Raw genomic sequence first — 16,605 nt, 5'->3', positions numbered from 1 at the left:
TATGAACATAGTAGCTAGAAAATGCGAAATATAATCGCTTTGGCAAGAACAGAATGTCTTTTATAACGATGAGATTTTAAGTACAGACTTAAAAAAAATATTCTTTCAATGGCACTCGATCTGTTGAACATTTCAGAAGACTACGCTAATCTAAAATAAAAAAATACCATTCCTTAGTAAATACTAGGTGATGGTATTTTGCGTTTTACTGAAATAATTCCGCCTATTCATAATACAGCTTTCTTCACTAGGCTTTCTAAATAATCCAGCTTGTACTTAGGTGGAATCGTGATTGGATTTATTCCAAACTCATTAAAAAGCTTCAAATACTTTCGATATGTGCTGGCTGAATAATTTTTAGCGGCTGTATCTAAACTTCCTTTAGAAACACATTTTACAAATTCTTTCATTTGTAATTTCACTCTAGTTGATATATCCAGTGCAGCAATCATTGCTTCTAACTTTGGATAAGAATAGAAATCACCAGTAGGGAAAATGTTCAACATGTAGTTGTTCATATATTCAGTATACTTCTCTTTATTGAAATAATTCTTTAAAGACCTTGGTTCACCTTTTCTATACTTTTTATTCTTCAGATGATTTCTGTCAACACACACTTCAAATCTCATCACCCCTCTTTCCCATATTTCGATATATTCATTTTTGTCTCTGCGTTCTTGTTCCTTATCATAGAAGATAATGTGAAGGCTTTTACATTGATGATATTGTGACGTCAAATAAATCTTTTTTTTCAAGTGAGCCGTTTTCTTTTTTAACTTCCTAAATAATTCAACGTAAATTTCCCTAATGTTTTCATTTGAAATTTCAATATCAAATCGATAATCAATCCTACTAAGATTATGCTGATTGAATAGTTGTTTATCACCGTAAACGATACTCAATGCTGCTTTAATATAACGTTCAACTTGCTCATAATCGTTCTCTTCTACATTCCCTCTATTCAAAATCAAAGGAATATTTATTACCATCTTGCAAAATGCAATTGGCTTATTTGAAAATTGCACGATACTAATACCCTTAATCATATACTTGTGTAAAATTTCGTTTATTGCTTCCTTGCCATAGTGATCCTTTCTAAATTTTAGATGTTCGTAATCTAGTTTGATTAATAATTCCGTTGTGTGAATCATATTTCATCCTCCTTTTTAGCCACCGAAATTCTATTAACGTTGATATAACAACGAATTGCTATTTTTCTTACGCATAGGAGATGGCTTATTTATTTCTCTCTATCGCTTATATTTCAAGCAACTTTTTCATTCTACAAAGTTCCGAGAGAAACTATTCCAAAAATATGTTTTACACCGTGTTTGTCAATTAACAATTGCTATAAATGGCGATGTAGGGTATGCATAAAAATATGCATATTTATACTTTGAATGGAGGTATCTATAAGATAAGCTGTTTTACCTAATAATCTTTATTCTGCTCTTTCTTAGCCAGAAGTATATCGATAGAGGCTCCATATCAAGTGACAAGGTGAATGAATAATATTGCAAAAAAATGAGTATAATCCATTGCCATTTATGACGTTAACTCAATGCCAAATCCATTTCCGCCTTAATTTATATTTTCAATGTTACTTAGCTAACATTTTAAGAGAGGAAAAACGGAGTGATTGAAGAAAATTTATAGATTACCGGAATCAAGGAAATTACGTGGAAAAAAATGAGCAATAAAAAATCCTACACCATGTACGATGTAGGATAGCAATCTAATATAGTTTGTGAATAGGATTTTCTGACCGCTAATCTCGTTGGAATTCACATAGGCTGAATAAATTGAATTTAAATCCATTTTCCCTCTCGTTGGCTGACTTGTTCAGGAATCTTTTTTATTACTACAATTAAAAAATATTCATTTTAATTAATAAATTTATATTTATTCAAAATCATAAACTGTTTCTAAAGGGTTTAATACTTCATAAATCTCATTGTATAGATTATCACGATTTGATACTTCATTAAAATATATCATTGAGACTATAGGTTTAAATTCATTAGTACTACGATAAATCCCAATTCCTGTTAATATCTCATCACTCGGTATGTTATAAACAGTTTCAAAATCTGGATTATGTACTTTTAACTTAATTTCACTGCTTAGTGATTTCTCCTTAAAGTAATCTGTCAAAGCTAGTACTAATCCATCTTGGCTCCCCTCATCACCATCAATAATAACCAGTACATCTTTTTTTAATATTTTAAATACTTCGACAAAAAAAGGCATATAAACTTTTCCGTGTGGAGTATAGAACTCAGTTGAACTCTCAAATCTATTTTTAATTGAATTAAAAGCCAAAATCTCTGATTTCCCTTCAACTAATATAATAAATTTATTAAATAAGCATCTATAAAACTCATCATTATATAGCGTTTGAGTAATTAAAGCTTGAAAAAACAGTTCATTTTCATAAGCATTTAATTTTGTTTTTATATTATTTTTAATAGTATAGTTTCTGTTTTCAAAACTTAAAGTCTTACAAGCTGTTTCTTCCATAATATTTCTCAATCTTTCTAATGTTAAATTAATAGTTTCTACACCTGTTATTGTTCGATTTAAAATACACAAGTCTTTTATATTAACATTAATTTCTGAAAGCAAACGGACACTATGTGTAGCAATACATATTTTTATATCCGCATTTGCTAATTCTCTAAATAAACGACAAACTAATTTAATATGATCCTCATCTAAAAAATTCTCTGGTTCATCAAAACATATATAATCCAAATTATTTAAATTATACTCGGATAATATCATTAAAATATTGGTAAATTTTTCTTGACCTTTAGATGGCTTATCATTCATATATTTATTTTTCTCAACTAAGCTACTAAGTAATTTAATAAATGCATTTAATTTAGGAGAAATTGTTTCGGTTTCAGCATTTTTAGAATTAGCACTACCCCGTTCTAATTCGTTATTGTAAATGTATTTATAAGCAGTAAAATCGAGTTTAACCTTCATTTTACTTTGGTTAAACTGTGGTTGACCTTCTTCGTTTATATATACGGCAGCTGGATTATCTTTAAATATTTTTTTTAAAGCTGTAGTTTTCCCAGAACCATTAGGACCAACGAATATTTTAATATCCATTATTCCTCCCTCAATCTTTTATTAACTGCATAACAATATTTTAAATATAAATTAATAATTGATGAATTTGTAAGCTCATCTATATTAGCTTTATCTCTAATATTTGTTAACGCTATAACTTCAGCCGATTGTTGATTGAATCTATCTAACCTAATCTTAGAGATTTCTTCAATTATATTAATGAATTCTCCAAATTCCGCCAAATTGTTAGGATACGTAAAACTTAAATTTCGATCAGTTGAAATATTGAAATAACGCTCTCTAAATAAACTTGCTAATAATTTATCTGGTTCCAAATACTTTTCCCAACCCCAAGATGAGTTTAATTGCATTTCAAACATGGCTTTACTAATGATTTCATCAAGGTTGTACAAAATTTCTTGATTATATATGTCAATTTTATCTTTAATTTTATCAGGGAGTTTATTATATTCCGCTTCGAAAAAGACAATTTTCTCAGGAAAATAATCTACTAATATAGATTTAGTAATATCCTGCCTATCAATAATTTCTATCCCATAAAAATAGTAACTCTCTTTTAAAATTTCATATGCTTCTTTCGAAAAAACCACAAATCCTTCATCAGTATCTCCATTGTAATTTTTAGGATTATGATTTCGTAAGATATGATTATTTAAATCTATTACTTTAATAGTTCTTTCTTTCCTATCCTCTTTTTTAAACGGTACTTTTATACTCCCTAATATCATTATATCCCCAGAAGATGTAGATATGTCTATAAATGCACTCTCGTTATTCTGATAATCTAACTGTTCAAAAGTGTTAGTTTTATTCCTATATTCAAACTCAACAACCAATTCATATACCGTATTCCATTCAGAATCTTCGTGGACTACATAATCCGCAAGGAATTTTTTACTAACTTTAAGATGTTCATCTGAACCTTTTTTTTCGTATTGAATTACATTTTGTACTTCATTTTGTTGCATGCCTGATATGTAAATAGCATCAACATATTTTAAATCCTTAACCCCTAATTCAGAATAATTTTCATTCGAAGTCAAATTAGGATTAATTTCATAAACGCTAGTTTCCTTAAAGTTTCTATACACAATTAAATTATGAACAAATATTTTATAAAGATCTAAAGAATCATAAATATCTTCATCTTGATTTAAATAAAATTGCAGATTCCCTTTTAACCAAGTCTTATTAATATCTAATGCTTTATGTTTTAACACTACTTTTAAATAGAAATCACTTTCTTCAGTACCAATGAAACTACCTTCACTTATTAAAGCAGGCAAATATGATGACGTATCATTTTCGTAGACACCTTTTATAAACTCTACTAATTCTTCGATAGTTCTTTTCTGTTTAATTTCTGTTAGAAAACTCCCCATTTCGAACAGCTCCTTAAAATTATTTTATATATCTACATTAGTAAGCTACTATCTAATGTTTTGCTTATTCGACTTTAATTTCTCCCTATACTCTGCTTCAAGATCGTCTTCAATATCACATTTTAATGTCCATGAATCCTTTAAAAGAAATCTTTTATAACCACATTTTGGGCATTTATATTTATATCTTCCAAAATATGTTCTTGTATTTTGCATCTTTCTGTAATCATTTTTACAATATGGACCTTCCACTTTACCTACATTGATATCCAATATTTCATCCGTATAATTATTTCTACGTTTAGGATTCGCATAAACTTTCCACTTAAATCCATAAGCTTCTCCCTCAAACTCTAATTCATAATGTCCTCCTAAACCTATAATCATAGGAAAAGGAGTTTGTAAATTAAATATTTGCTTTCTAATAAACCAGCGAATTATTATTATAAAGATTAAAAATAGCATCCAATAGAATAAAAACTTATAGTCAAGAATTAAATTAAAAAATCCGCTTAGATTAATAGTTTTACCAAATAATATAATGTTAACAGCATAGGTTGTTAAAAATGTAGCTGATAAAGAAGCTAACACTCCAATAGTAAAATCCTTAATGTTCCTGTTCATTAATAACACCTTACCTCCAATTATCTATACAGAAAATGAATTTTATCAATTTATTAAAAGAATTAGTATTTTAATTAGCCATCGACTTTTTAAGTGTCCTCAAACATTTAAAGCGTTATTTTTTAATAAGACAATAATTTCTCTCGCAACGCTTCATCACTTGCATAAATATAAAGCCCTTTAATGCCACGTTTCATTAAAATATTGATGGAATTTAAGACGATTTTTTCTTTTGCTTCATTTACATTGGTAATGCCTTCCGTACCTGTATAAGCACCTTTGTCCATATACTTACTCGTATCAATAACGATTTCATCTTTAGCAGCATCGTATTGAACAGAAGGACCCAGCACGACACCAACGTAATTTAAATCAAAGCCTTGGATTGTATAAATGGAGCCAGCTTCATGAATTGTTTCAGGTTTCTCAGCCCAAGTGTATTTCGTACTTGTTGTGTTCCAAGGCATTTTGTATTCGCCATTTGATTCGTTCACATAATATGTGCCACCATCTTTTTTATGTAGATAATCAAATGTTGAAACGACACGGCTTAATCCAAATTGATGATTTTGAGCCTTTATTTTTTCGTGCATAGCTTTCATCGTTTCAAACACTTTAAATTCATAGTTTTCATCATGAGGTAGTGGCAGCACCTGCTTACGTTTAAATGCATTAATCCAATTAATTACCTCATCATTTGCCTGCATACGGAACTGATTTGATAACTGATATTCTTCCTTGTATGTGCTCAACTTTTTTAGTTGCTCTAATGTAGCAGCCCCCCATAGGCTTTTCAACTTAAGTACTTGATCTTGGTCATAAATAATAACGACTACTTTTGCCAGCTTTAAAAGTTCCTCAAGATGATTATTTCCATGAAAATTATTATAAGTATCTGGCTTTGTTAACAATAAGTGAGCTTCATCTACAAAAATAATGTCCGCTTTTTTCTGCTCTTTTTGAAGCGTGTTTATTAATGGTGTAGGTTTCGCAAAGTTTTTCCCCTTTAGATGCTTTACCTGCTTCGCAATTCCTTTATAGGTCTTAAACATTTCCTCATGGTTTACAACTAAATAGTTTTCTGTCTTATACAGTGGTGAAGATGCTTCTTCAGCTCGTTCCTGAATCGTGTTAAAAATCGAACTTAAAACAACGCTTTTTCCTACACCAGCTTCACCTTCTATCACTAACAAGCTGCCATATTCAGTTGTAGTTGCTTGTACTTGTTTCTCACAAAATTCGAGTACTTTTTCTTTTAATTCGAGTTGTTCTATGGACAATTCTTTGAAAGGAGATAATTTAAAAATGTCTTTGTTTTCAATCGTATGAAGCTCATGATTAACAAGCTTTTGTTCATATAATTTCTGCCATAGTTCTTTAAATAATTGTTGATCGTAGTACGGTTTGTTGTAATAGTTGTGCGTAAAATCACTAGCCATTTTACTTTTGTTTTGCAATGTATATTTTTCATCACCAAGAAAGTAATTTATAAGCTTCGTTTCTAAATGAAATGTTGCGGATCGATTAAATTCATCATGCTTGATGAGATTGATTTGATCTATATTTTTACGAGCTTTTAAGTGTGCTTTCATTCGATTTTTAAAATATACCGTTTCACCAATATAAGCCTCTTTTTTGCCATTCAGCACATAAATGACTGGGTAATTTAAATATTGTTCTGTGTTGCTTATTTGATTAATACTACCTTGCTTAAACGGCAAAGATAGGATTTCGATTGCTGGCATTTTTTCACCTACTTATGATTTTTTCCAGTAAAACAGGTATTCAAATATTTCAAGAAAATGATTCCTATCCAGTGTGTATTAAGTCACTATGCATCTAATTACTACCTTAATAATAACAAAGCAGCAGTAGGAATATCTACCAGATAAAAAACTTCTGAAATAGTAATAGATGCCCTTTCTACTTTAATATGCTCGTTTAGCTTTATTACAAAAATTTGCGGCTACTAGCTCTTTTATATTCATCAATTGTAATTACGGAGAATTGAAATCATGCCCGTAAATCACCAAACCCTCTAAAACTGTAACGTGGCTATCACAGTTCAGATGAACAACATTCAATAGCACCATTTCCCTTAGATGTAAGCGATTGGTTAGGGGGATATTACCGAAGCAATTATGCACTTCAACCCTTGATACTAAAGGATTTACAATAAAAAAATGAAATATTTTTTTCAGAATTTAAGCTCTAATTAGGCTAAAATCCTTGGAGGAATCAGATAATAGTTTTTTCAGTCGAATTCTTCCATTGCTAATTAATCCCCTTTGTCCTGGAGGAATTATACAATAGTTTTTCTAGTCAATTTCTTCCAATGATAATTCCCTCTATTTATATAAATGCTGTATATCTTATATCAATTTCATATAAATGTGGCTTGAATATTCAAGAAACCCCTATGGCTTTTTTGATATAAATTATATAAATGTTATATAAATGTTGTATAACTTATATCATTTTTCATATAAATGCGGCACTAATATTCGAGAAATATCCTATGGCTTTTTCGATATAAGTTGTATAAATGTTATATAACTTATATTGTTTCTTGCATAAGTTATATAATTGTTATATAACTTTTTCGCATTATAACTGCATTATTTTGATCTTTATGAGTCTTTTTCATTGGAAGAATCTAATTGTAGTTTTTTCGGTCATTATCTTCCTATTGAATTTTCTTTAAACTTATATAACAGTTGTATAAATGTTATATAACTTTTTCGCATTATAAAATCAAAATACTGTCAATTAAAAAGAAAAAGGCATTTAGACCTCAAATGTAGCTGCTAATCTAAATGCTCTTGTGCCCCTATTTGATTGAAATTATTATCTTCTGATTTTGATCACTTTACGGCAGGAGTGCTATAAATGTGTACAAATTGTGACAACTATGTACAACAAATTCCTATATGTGTGCACGCACTCGTTTTTCTCTTCGAACTAGAGGCAGGTATAGGTGTATATACGTCCGTGCGTAAACCTACTTATTGGCGTTATCACTTAAAGCGAGCTTTACGGATGACTTTCGCTCCAAGCACGCTTATTACATTTCGTTTAATAGCACGTGCCATGGAAAACCAAAACACTGTCAATTAAAAAGAAAAAGACATTTAGACCTCTAATGCAGCTGCTGATCTGAATGTACCTATCCCCCCTGTTTGTTTGAAATTATCGTCTCTTAATTTAGTTCACTTTACGGCAGGAACGCCACGATTGTGTCTAAAATGTGACAACTGTGTACAACAAATTCCTATATGTGTGCACGCACTCGCTTTTCCCTTCAAACTAGAGGCAGGTATAGGTGTACATACATGCCTGTGTAACCTACTTGTTGTCGTATCTTAAAGCGAGCTTTACGGATTACTTTCGCTTCAAGCACGCTTATTACATTTCGATTAATAGCACGTATCATGGAAAACCAAAACACTATCAATTAAAAAGAAAAACACTATCAATTAAAAAGAAAAAGGCACTTAGACCTCAAATGCAGCTGCTAATCTGAATGCACTTTTAGCTCTTATTTGTTTGAAATTATTGTCTTGTAACTTAGTTTACTTTAGGGCAGGAGTTGTGTGCGTGCTGTAAATGTTATTACTGTGCAAAGCTGACTAATTGTTGAAAAATGCAGCAATTCACCCTTAAATATATATCTAATTCCTTTTCCAGCTAACGGTTCGTTATCATATCTAGGGAATACATGCAAAAGAGCATGTGGTATATGCTGCCCTGCTGATCTACCATAATTCCATACTAAATTATAGACATTCAGTTTATAGTGGCTATCTAAGTATTTCTTAACCTCTTGAAGTGTAACTTTGTAATAAAGATCGATTATTTACAATAGGTATTCGTAATCAATGGTGAAATGTCTTCACCTTACACTTTTCTTTACTAAATAAAACCACTCATATTGTTCAGTAATTAACTTTCTACAACTGCTTATCCAGCATCTAAATAATTCATTCTTTTATATTTAATACCCAAAAATTGGACATTTTGAGAATGTTTTGTTAATATTCTGAATTACAGGTCCTTATATTGCTAATTTACATTTAAAATACGGACCTAAAAAAGGAGCGGATATTATGCTTGATTTCAGTAACCCTCGATACGTTGATAAATGTTTAAAAATGCCCCATGCAAAAAAAGTTGGTTACTTTTTAATTGAAAATGAAAAAATATTTGTAGCGATACAAGAAAATGAAGATTGCTATTTCAATAAGAATCAAAAAGAATTGGTAGAAAAATATCAAAATCAAATTAATCCAAAGGATTTTCATGAACTTTCAAGAGCAATCGTCGTAGAATCAGAACTATTTATCGGCGATACGAAATTAACATGTTCTGTTTTAAATGATGGTAGAAGAGTTATAAAAGACACCAGCTTGTTTAATGCACTCGATCGAACAAGAAAAGGAGAAACAAGAATTGAGGGATTCCCACCAATTATCGGTTCAAAAACTATAGCTGGGCTACTAACTGAAATGTATCCTGAACAAATAGAAACAATAACTCCGTTTGAAGTAGCGGAATTTAACGGAAAAACTGGAAAGTGGTATGACGCTAATACTATCCCTATTATTTGCGATATTTACATGGAAGCTGAAAAACAAGGATTAATTAAGTCTGGTCAGCAACATGTATTAGAAAAGGCAAAAATATTATTAAGGTCTTTAGCAAAGGTTGGAATTACAGCTTTAATTGATGAGGCGACCAATTACCAGGACATCAGAGGTAAAGATGAACTTCAGATTTTATTAGAAAAATTCATCTCAGAAGAATTACGTCCATACTCAAGAGAATTTAAAAGCGACTATTTTGAACAACTGTTTCGCCTTTATAAGCTCCCATACGATCCAACAACAACAAAAAGACCTCGTTATTTTGCTGGATTCACTAACAAATATGTATATGACATGTTACCTCCAAATGTATGGGAGAAATTAGATGAAAAAAATCCGCTTATATATAACAGTGAAAAGAATAGATCGGACAGAAAACATCGTTTGCATCAATATCTTTCTGAAGAGAACGGTCTTAAATTTTTGAGAGAACATTTAGAGGGTTTAGTTACCGTTATGAAACTCTCTCAAGGCATGGATGATTTTAAAGAGAAATTCGAACTTGTTTACGCCGATAAACTGAAAACGCTAGGAAGAATGCAATCACAATATCAATTAACTTTAGATATGATAGATTAGATGGATATCTTAATTTAATTGGTTATGATGATTATTATAAAATAGAAGATAACCTAATTATTCAACTAACGAGTGGTTTAGTTGAATATTCGATTTCTGAAATGTTCAATCTTTATTACAAAAAGCCCAATACTGAAATGAAAAATAGCCCCTATTTTGATCAATATTTGTTCAAAATAGGGGCTATTATTTTCTATAAGAAACATCATTAATAGCTGCGTTTTAATCAATCTTTATTCCAAGTCAACATGAAGAAGTTTATAGGTTGCATTCCATTCTTCTGCCGATAAATCAAATGCTGTCTCTCTATGTATTTTAGGCATTATGATACCTGCTCCTTCCAACTGAACACCCTTTATGCGTGCCTGATCTAATTGTAAAAACATGCAATACCCATTACTTAAGATGATATTTTTGTCTGTTCGAACTCTAAATTACATAACGAACAATTCTTCATAATACCCTCTCTTCTAGTCTAAAATTTCCAATTATACAACATAGCTACCTAATTTAAATGTTCAGAAGTAAACAATTTTAATTATCTTAATCCTAGCTTCTGTCCGACTTAGAAAGCTTATAAATAGCTGATTTGGTGTATCCGACACTTTTTTTTGAATTATCTTTTCTGCAAATTTGTAGCATGGGGTATTAATGCTTCTGCTGGCTTCATTGCTTAATAACACTATTACCTATTACGGAGGAACAAACAAATGGAACAAACTATTGAAAAATCAATCGAAGAAAAAATTGAAAGCTTAATTACACAAAGCCTTGAAAAAATCCTTAAAAAAAACATTGAATCAATCCTTGATACAAAGCTTGATTCTTACCTTGGAAATAAGCTTGGATTTTCTCCTGATAAAAACCTTGAAAAAAAACTTGGTGAAACAATTGGACAGCATAATGAGCATGCAGCTAAAGAGTGGCTGAACGTTCAGGAAACTTGCGACTATATCGGAATTTCCTATAAAAGTTTACAAAAGCTTATTGATCAAGGGCTTAAAGGTAATTCAATTGGTCGCAGCAAGCGATTCTCCAAAACGGAAATCAATCACTTTTTAAAAAATGTACAAGCATAAAAAATAATGGAAAACACAAAAGGAGATCTTTCTAATGACAACAATGGACAAAGCAGTTAAAGAATATATGAAAAGAGGCGTTCCTCATTATATGGTGAAAATGTATGGGGGGATCGATCCTTATACGAAAAAGCAAATCGACATTACAAAGCGTGGTTTTAAAACAAAAACTGAAGCAAAAGCTTTTTATACTCAAAAGCAAGCGGGAATACTACAAAAAAGTGCAACTGATATTTCAAATATTACATTTGAGCAATTCTATCATAATCACTATGAAAAATACCTTGAAAAAAGTAGTATCGAAAAAAGTACTTTAGGGAAAATTAAAGGTATGTTCAAAAACCACATCCTACCCTTCTATGGAAATTTAAAGGTTAAAAATATTTCCTACCCAGATACTTTACGGTCATTTGAAGTATGGGATAAGAAGTTAAAAAGACCTTCAAAGGTAGCGAGTGAATTAAACAAATGCATAGTACATGCAGTCAATTATGGAATTATTTCAAAAAATCCCGTTGATCTCGAGGAATTGCGTTCTAATGAACAAATGGCACTTCGTAAGAATGGTAATAAACAAACTGAAAAACTGTTCTATACACCAGATGAATTGGATGTATTTATTCTAAAGCTGAAAGCAACAGATGATATTTCAAAAATTGCAATTTTCCTCGTGCTTGTAAATTTAGGATTACGCAAAGGGGAGCTTCTTGCACTGCAATGGCAAGATATTAATCTTCAAAACAAAAAAATTCTTATTCATCAAGCTATTGGTACAGATGACTCGAATAAACCCTATGTTAAAAGTACGAAGAACACGGAGGAAAGAACACTTGATATTGATGAGGAAACTTTCCAAGCATTATTAAAATGGCAGGAATATCAAGCAGAGCAATTAAAGTGGCAAAATCTTGAGCATCAAGGCAGCGAGCAGTTTATCTTTCCAAACAATAAAAATACTTTTTATAATAACTGCAAATTAAATGCCTGGTTAAAAAGATTCCAAATCCAACATGGTTTAAAGCTCGTTTCAGTTCATGGCTTACGTCACAGTTGTGCTTCTCGTATCTATTATCAAACGAAGGATGTAAAATTTATTCAACGTTTCTTAGGTCACTCAAAAATAGCAACAACGATAGATACGTATATTCATTGTATTCCTGAATTACACACTCTATTAGATGAGTAAACTAATCATACTGCATAAAGGTTTATTAGTTTAATCTCAATTCGTGCCAAAGTATATTTGTATTTTGGCACTTTTTCTTTCTCTTTTTTAACGGGTATTCGCAATAAATATAGAAATACTTAAAACTTACCCTTTTATTTATACATTAATCATAAAAAAGCTTGGTAGAAACCTTATTAGATAAGGCTCTACCAGGCTTTTTACATTTTCATTAATTATCTTCCCTTAATTGTCTCACTTGTTGCTGGTGGCTTAGAAGTGATGTCATGCAGTACGCGGTTAATGCCTGCTATTACAACGATTTAGTTTATTTTAAATTCTTTATCATCAAACTTAAGCATATATGCTTTTTAAGTCCTTCAAATAATAATTTAAAAACATTGCTTCGGTAAAATGATATCTCGACAACATTGAATGTAATTCATCATTTGACCATGTATTTGGTGATTTACCTGCCATTTCTACACTTAGTTTACCTAAATTCATTTTCAATATATCTAATTTTTCAGCATTAATTACTTTAAATGTTCCATTAGCATGTGCATTATTCTCTAATAAAGCACTTCTATGTAACATAACAGGTACTAACCTTTTATCTTCTATATATATTTCTTTATACCAGTTAATAGAATTTGTCATTTGGTTAGACTCTGCTCTACTTATATTATTTTGACTATTATTTTTACATTCGATTACTAGGTCAAAGTTTTCTGTTCTCCATAAATTATCTGGACCATCATCAAAGTCTAATTCTGGTCTAGACGAATGAAAACCTAAAAATTCGCCTAACATTCCTACTGCTTCTTCAAACTTTTTATAATCAAACATAGGGGAATATATGAGGTTATTTATTATGCTTTCAATTTCTATACAAATATCCGTCCCCTTTTCATACAAAGATATTCTTTCTTTAAATTGCGATATTTGATTTGAAGCTTTTTTCACTTTACGTCCCTTAACAAAGCTAATGGGTTTTACCAGGCTATTATTAAGGTCATATGCTTTAACTTGCATTTCCCTTGAGCGATTTCCATCTAATTGAGATAGTAGATGTGAGTACAACTGAGTATAATATCCTTCATCATCTGAATCCTTTAAAGCTTCTACTAATTCATTCATATTAACAGTTACATATTGTAAATCTTTTCTTTCCGCAGCCTTAATAGCTTTTAATTCCTTATCAGAAATATTTATGAAACGGCTGTAATTAGTTATTTGATAACTTTCTGTGGATTCATTCACTAAATCCTTATGGAAATGTCTCCATCTATCTGATGCACTTAAACATTCATTCATTGCTTCCTTCATATATAATAGAGCTTGTTCTTTACTAATGTTTTCATCATCAGTTAAATTAATTCCAAAGTCTAATTGTGATTGAATAACAGGACTAAATAATTCCCTATTCTTGTTAACACCTATAAATTTCAGTACATCAGTACCTAATAAAATAGATACACAGTGGTCCGTTCCAGACCTAACTGCTCTCCCTAATCCTTGTTCTAGAATTTGAGCTTTCTTCATATTTAGGATTTCAGAATTTTTACGATATCTAGGTTCAATTTGTTCTTTTAAAGATTCTTTATTTGGCATCCCATCAATAACTAAAACCCTACACATATTATCTATTAAATCTAAACCATCATAACGATTTAAAAAAACAAATAAATTGCCTTTTTCCGTAGCTTTCAATACATTAATTTTTTCTGAAATATTATCTTTATTTACAAGAACTCCACCTATTTCAAGCCAAAATTTAGCTTTTCCTTCACTTGGAACAATAACTGCTACATTATATTCTCTACTGTATTCAATACATAAATCTCTAATCTCAACATCTGTTATTTCTGAATGATATCGTTTAGGTGCTAAAATTAGCCTTTCACCCAAACTTGCATTAGGACTTTCGATTAAGTTATTTACAGCATCTAAACTTACATCTAATTCACTAACCAGTTCATAACTATTGTTTAGCGTTGCAGATAAAAAATAACGATGCTTAGCATATTCAAACGAAGGAATTTTTGATGTTGGTAACTTTAAAGGTGTAATCTCAATCCATGCTCCACTAATTAAGCATTCAGACAAATCTAATACATCTATTATTAAATCATATGTAAAGAATATATTCGGATTAGATTCATCATTATATCTAGTAAGTAATTTTTGAATTTCTGATAACTTATTTTCCCATGCCCAATAAGGAATCTGTTTAATAACTGATGACTCACCTTTTTTAATACTATTATATGCTCCAATTCCTTGTTTAGTTAATTCCTCTTCAAACAAAGATAAAATAGCATTATATAACTCGTAATTTTTTTCCCGAGATATTTTTATTGTTGATTTTTCTCTTGCCTTTTTAATGCATTCATGTGCATCATCAACAACTAATGCCCCAATATTTTGAATTTCCCTAGTACCTGCATCTCTCACTCCAAAAATAGATTCCCCATTAAACATTCTTTCAAATGTTGTAACAAGTACTGCTTCATTGTTCGTATATTGTATAGGAAATTCTTGACGTTTCTTTTCATTTCTAATTATCGTACAAACTGGTATTCCATACAAAGCCGCTTGAGAACATACTTGTTCTACTAACTGATTATCTGCACACAGATACACTACAGGTCCTATACCTTCCTTTAATTTAGAATAGAGCATTAGTAATCCTATCAATGTTTTTCCTGCACCAGTATCTAAAATACCTACTATATCCTTATCATCTCTTTTATCATGCCATTGATTTAAAAAATAAGTCTGAGTATCTCGTAAAAAGTTATATCCTTTTTCTTGAATTAATTCCTTATAAAACAAATCAATAGGATTAATATTATTTTCTTTAGTAACAGTTGAGTATTGTTTCATTCTTTTTTCAAAAAAGCTCATATAACCACCCCTCCATTCCATATTATTACATATTGAAATTTTTAACAATATTATTTGATAATCCTATATTTTTAGGGAGATGTCTATTAATAAATTATTCTTTGAGAATTTTATAAACCGTCGCTCTTCCAATTCCATATTCTTTAGCGATATCAGTCGCACTTTCTCCCGCTTCAAATAATGCTCTAACATGCTTCTTAGTTTTTTCATCAATTGCAGGTCTTCCACCCACTTTTCCTCTCTTACGAGCAGCTTCTAATCCTGCTTTAGTACGTTGCTGAATAATATCACGTTCAAACTCTGCAAAGACAGCTAACATACCAAACATAGCTTTACCAGTTGGTGTTGAAGTATCAAATGAATCATGTACCGATACAAAATCTACTTCCTTTTCTTTTAATTTGTCTGTTAGCTCATATAACTCTTTTGTACTTCGTGCTAAACGGTCTAGCTTATACACAACGAACAAGTCACCTTTTGTAGCTGCTTTCATGGCATTGATTAATTCTGTACGCTCATTCTTACGGCTCGACACTTTCTCTACATATAAAACAAGCTCTAATCCTTTCTGATCTGCATAATTTTGAATTGCTCGTTCCTGCATATCTAAATTCTGTTCTTCAGTACTCACACGACAATAACCAATAATTCTAGTCAAAATTAAACCCTCATTTCTATAAACTTATACGTTTTATATACTTATAATAATAGACGAGTTTATAGACAGATTCCATAAAAAAAGAGAGCCTAAACGTTAATTTAAGCTCCTTCTTCAAATCGTCTACTAAACGATAGTTTTATAGACATGTATTTCGTAATTGAAATGTGAGCCATATCGCAACCGAAATACTAGACCATTCTGGTAGATAAGATTATCGAGACAGCAAGTTTACTGGTAGGCTTTACACGGATTCTTTGCGGGCATAATTCACGTTTAAAAGGCATAGTAAAAATGTTACTTAACATACATTTTACTAGGGCTAAATCACACATACTTGAGAACATTAAAATTAATATTTCAATTCAAACCGTATAGAGAAAATTCAAAAATCATGCTATAATTCGATGTGAATTGATTATAAATAAGACTGTTTAGTGGTGGTACACCAAGCATTCTTAGC

At 30.6% G+C, this 16,605-nt stretch carries 12 protein-coding genes; 4 read left to right on the top strand and 8 right to left on the bottom strand.

Annotation, left to right across the window (positions count from 1 at the left end; genetic code table 11):
- Nucleotides 1-227: 227 nt before the first annotated feature.
- From AN161_RS04220 to AN161_RS04200, 5 genes are all read right to left on the bottom strand, one after another.
- Complete coding sequence (locus tag AN161_RS04220; RefSeq protein WP_053593135.1) at nucleotides 228-1,151, bottom strand: hypothetical protein; 924 nt, start codon at nucleotides 1,149-1,151, stop codon at nucleotides 228-230.
- Nucleotides 1,152-1,902: 751 nt separating this feature from the next.
- Complete coding sequence (locus AN161_RS04215; RefSeq protein ID WP_053593134.1) at nucleotides 1,903-3,120, bottom strand: TOPRIM nucleotidyl transferase/hydrolase domain-containing protein; 1,218 nt, start codon at nucleotides 3,118-3,120, stop codon at nucleotides 1,903-1,905.
- Nucleotides 3,120-4,484 carry a hypothetical protein gene (locus tag AN161_RS04210; protein WP_053593133.1) on the bottom strand — a complete coding sequence of 455 codons (1,365 nt, stop codon included), beginning with the start codon at nucleotides 4,482-4,484 and terminating at the stop codon, nucleotides 3,120-3,122. Before AN161_RS04210 ends, AN161_RS04215 begins: the two co-directional genes overlap by 1 nt.
- 48 nt (nucleotides 4,485-4,532) lie before the next feature.
- The gene (locus AN161_RS04205; protein WP_053593132.1) at nucleotides 4,533-5,108 is read right to left on the bottom strand and encodes a hypothetical protein; all 576 of its coding nucleotides are present in this window, start codon (nucleotides 5,106-5,108) and stop codon (nucleotides 4,533-4,535) included.
- Between the two features lie 122 nt (nucleotides 5,109-5,230).
- Complete coding sequence (locus AN161_RS04200) at nucleotides 5,231-6,853, bottom strand: DUF2075 domain-containing protein (protein ID WP_053593131.1); 1,623 nt, start codon at nucleotides 6,851-6,853, stop codon at nucleotides 5,231-5,233.
- Nucleotides 6,854-7,997: 1,144 nt separating this feature from the next.
- Here AN161_RS04200 and AN161_RS04195 point away from each other — a divergent pair.
- Nucleotides 7,998-8,225, top strand: coding sequence for a hypothetical protein (locus AN161_RS04195; RefSeq protein ID WP_053593130.1), 228 nt, complete (start codon nucleotides 7,998-8,000; stop codon nucleotides 8,223-8,225).
- A 460-nt stretch (nucleotides 8,226-8,685) separates the two neighbouring features.
- Here AN161_RS04195 and AN161_RS28515 read toward each other — a convergent pair whose 3' ends face one another.
- Complete coding sequence (locus AN161_RS28515; protein ID WP_347230948.1) at nucleotides 8,686-8,961, bottom strand: HIT domain-containing protein; 276 nt, start codon at nucleotides 8,959-8,961, stop codon at nucleotides 8,686-8,688.
- A gap of 253 nt (nucleotides 8,962-9,214) precedes the next feature.
- Between AN161_RS28515 and AN161_RS04190 the strand changes: the two genes are divergently transcribed.
- The 3 genes from AN161_RS04190 to AN161_RS04180 all read left to right on the top strand — a co-directional run bounded on the left by AN161_RS04190 (nucleotide 9,215) and on the right by AN161_RS04180 (nucleotide 12,595).
- Complete coding sequence (locus AN161_RS04190; RefSeq protein WP_053593129.1) at nucleotides 9,215-10,330, top strand: P63C domain-containing protein; 1,116 nt, start codon at nucleotides 9,215-9,217, stop codon at nucleotides 10,328-10,330.
- A 710-nt stretch (nucleotides 10,331-11,040) separates the two neighbouring features.
- Nucleotides 11,041-11,409 (top strand): helix-turn-helix domain-containing protein, encoded by a 369-nt coding sequence (locus AN161_RS04185; protein WP_053593128.1) that lies wholly within the window; start codon nucleotides 11,041-11,043, stop codon nucleotides 11,407-11,409.
- A gap of 34 nt (nucleotides 11,410-11,443) precedes the next feature.
- Complete coding sequence (locus AN161_RS04180) at nucleotides 11,444-12,595, top strand: tyrosine-type recombinase/integrase (protein WP_053593127.1); 1,152 nt, start codon at nucleotides 11,444-11,446, stop codon at nucleotides 12,593-12,595.
- Nucleotides 12,596-12,928: 333 nt separating this feature from the next.
- Here the strand turns inward: AN161_RS04180 and AN161_RS04175 are convergent, their stop codons facing one another.
- Both AN161_RS04175 and AN161_RS04170 read right to left on the bottom strand, forming a co-directional pair.
- Nucleotides 12,929-15,484 (bottom strand): DEAD/DEAH box helicase, encoded by a 2,556-nt coding sequence (locus tag AN161_RS04175; protein ID WP_053593126.1) that lies wholly within the window; start codon nucleotides 15,482-15,484, stop codon nucleotides 12,929-12,931.
- 94 nt (nucleotides 15,485-15,578) lie between these two features.
- Nucleotides 15,579-16,142 (bottom strand): recombinase family protein, encoded by a 564-nt coding sequence (locus AN161_RS04170; protein WP_053593125.1) that lies wholly within the window; start codon nucleotides 16,140-16,142, stop codon nucleotides 15,579-15,581.
- Nucleotides 16,143-16,605 lie beyond the last annotated feature (463 nt).

This window comes from Lysinibacillus sp. FJAT-14222, assembly GCF_001278875.1.
Classification (GTDB): domain Bacteria; phylum Bacillota; class Bacilli; order Bacillales_A; family Planococcaceae; genus Lysinibacillus; species Lysinibacillus agricola.
This window is presented reverse-complemented; position numbering and strand designations above follow the sequence as displayed.

Excerpts from the sequence above, each read along its gene's own strand:
- AN161_RS04220 (WP_053593135.1), bottom strand. The coding sequence starts at position 1,151 with ATGATTCACACAACGGAATTATTAATCAAACTAGATTACGAACATCTA.
- AN161_RS04215 (WP_053593134.1), bottom strand. The coding sequence starts at position 3,120 with ATGGATATTAAAATATTCGTTGGTCCTAATGGTTCTGGGAAAACTACA.
- AN161_RS04210 (WP_053593133.1), bottom strand. The coding sequence starts at position 4,484 with ATGGGGAGTTTTCTAACAGAAATTAAACAGAAAAGAACTATCGAAGAA.
- AN161_RS04205 (WP_053593132.1), bottom strand. The coding sequence starts at position 5,108 with ATGAACAGGAACATTAAGGATTTTACTATTGGAGTGTTAGCTTCTTTA.
- AN161_RS04200 (WP_053593131.1), bottom strand. The coding sequence starts at position 6,853 with ATGCCAGCAATCGAAATCCTATCTTTGCCGTTTAAGCAAGGTAGTATT.
- AN161_RS04195 (WP_053593130.1), top strand. The coding sequence starts at position 7,998 with ATGTGTACAAATTGTGACAACTATGTACAACAAATTCCTATATGTGTG.
- AN161_RS04190 (WP_053593129.1), top strand. The coding sequence starts at position 9,215 with ATGCTTGATTTCAGTAACCCTCGATACGTTGATAAATGTTTAAAAATG.
- AN161_RS04185 (WP_053593128.1), top strand. The coding sequence starts at position 11,041 with ATGGAACAAACTATTGAAAAATCAATCGAAGAAAAAATTGAAAGCTTA.
- AN161_RS04180 (WP_053593127.1), top strand. The coding sequence starts at position 11,444 with ATGACAACAATGGACAAAGCAGTTAAAGAATATATGAAAAGAGGCGTT.
- AN161_RS04175 (WP_053593126.1), bottom strand. The coding sequence starts at position 15,484 with ATGAGCTTTTTTGAAAAAAGAATGAAACAATACTCAACTGTTACTAAA.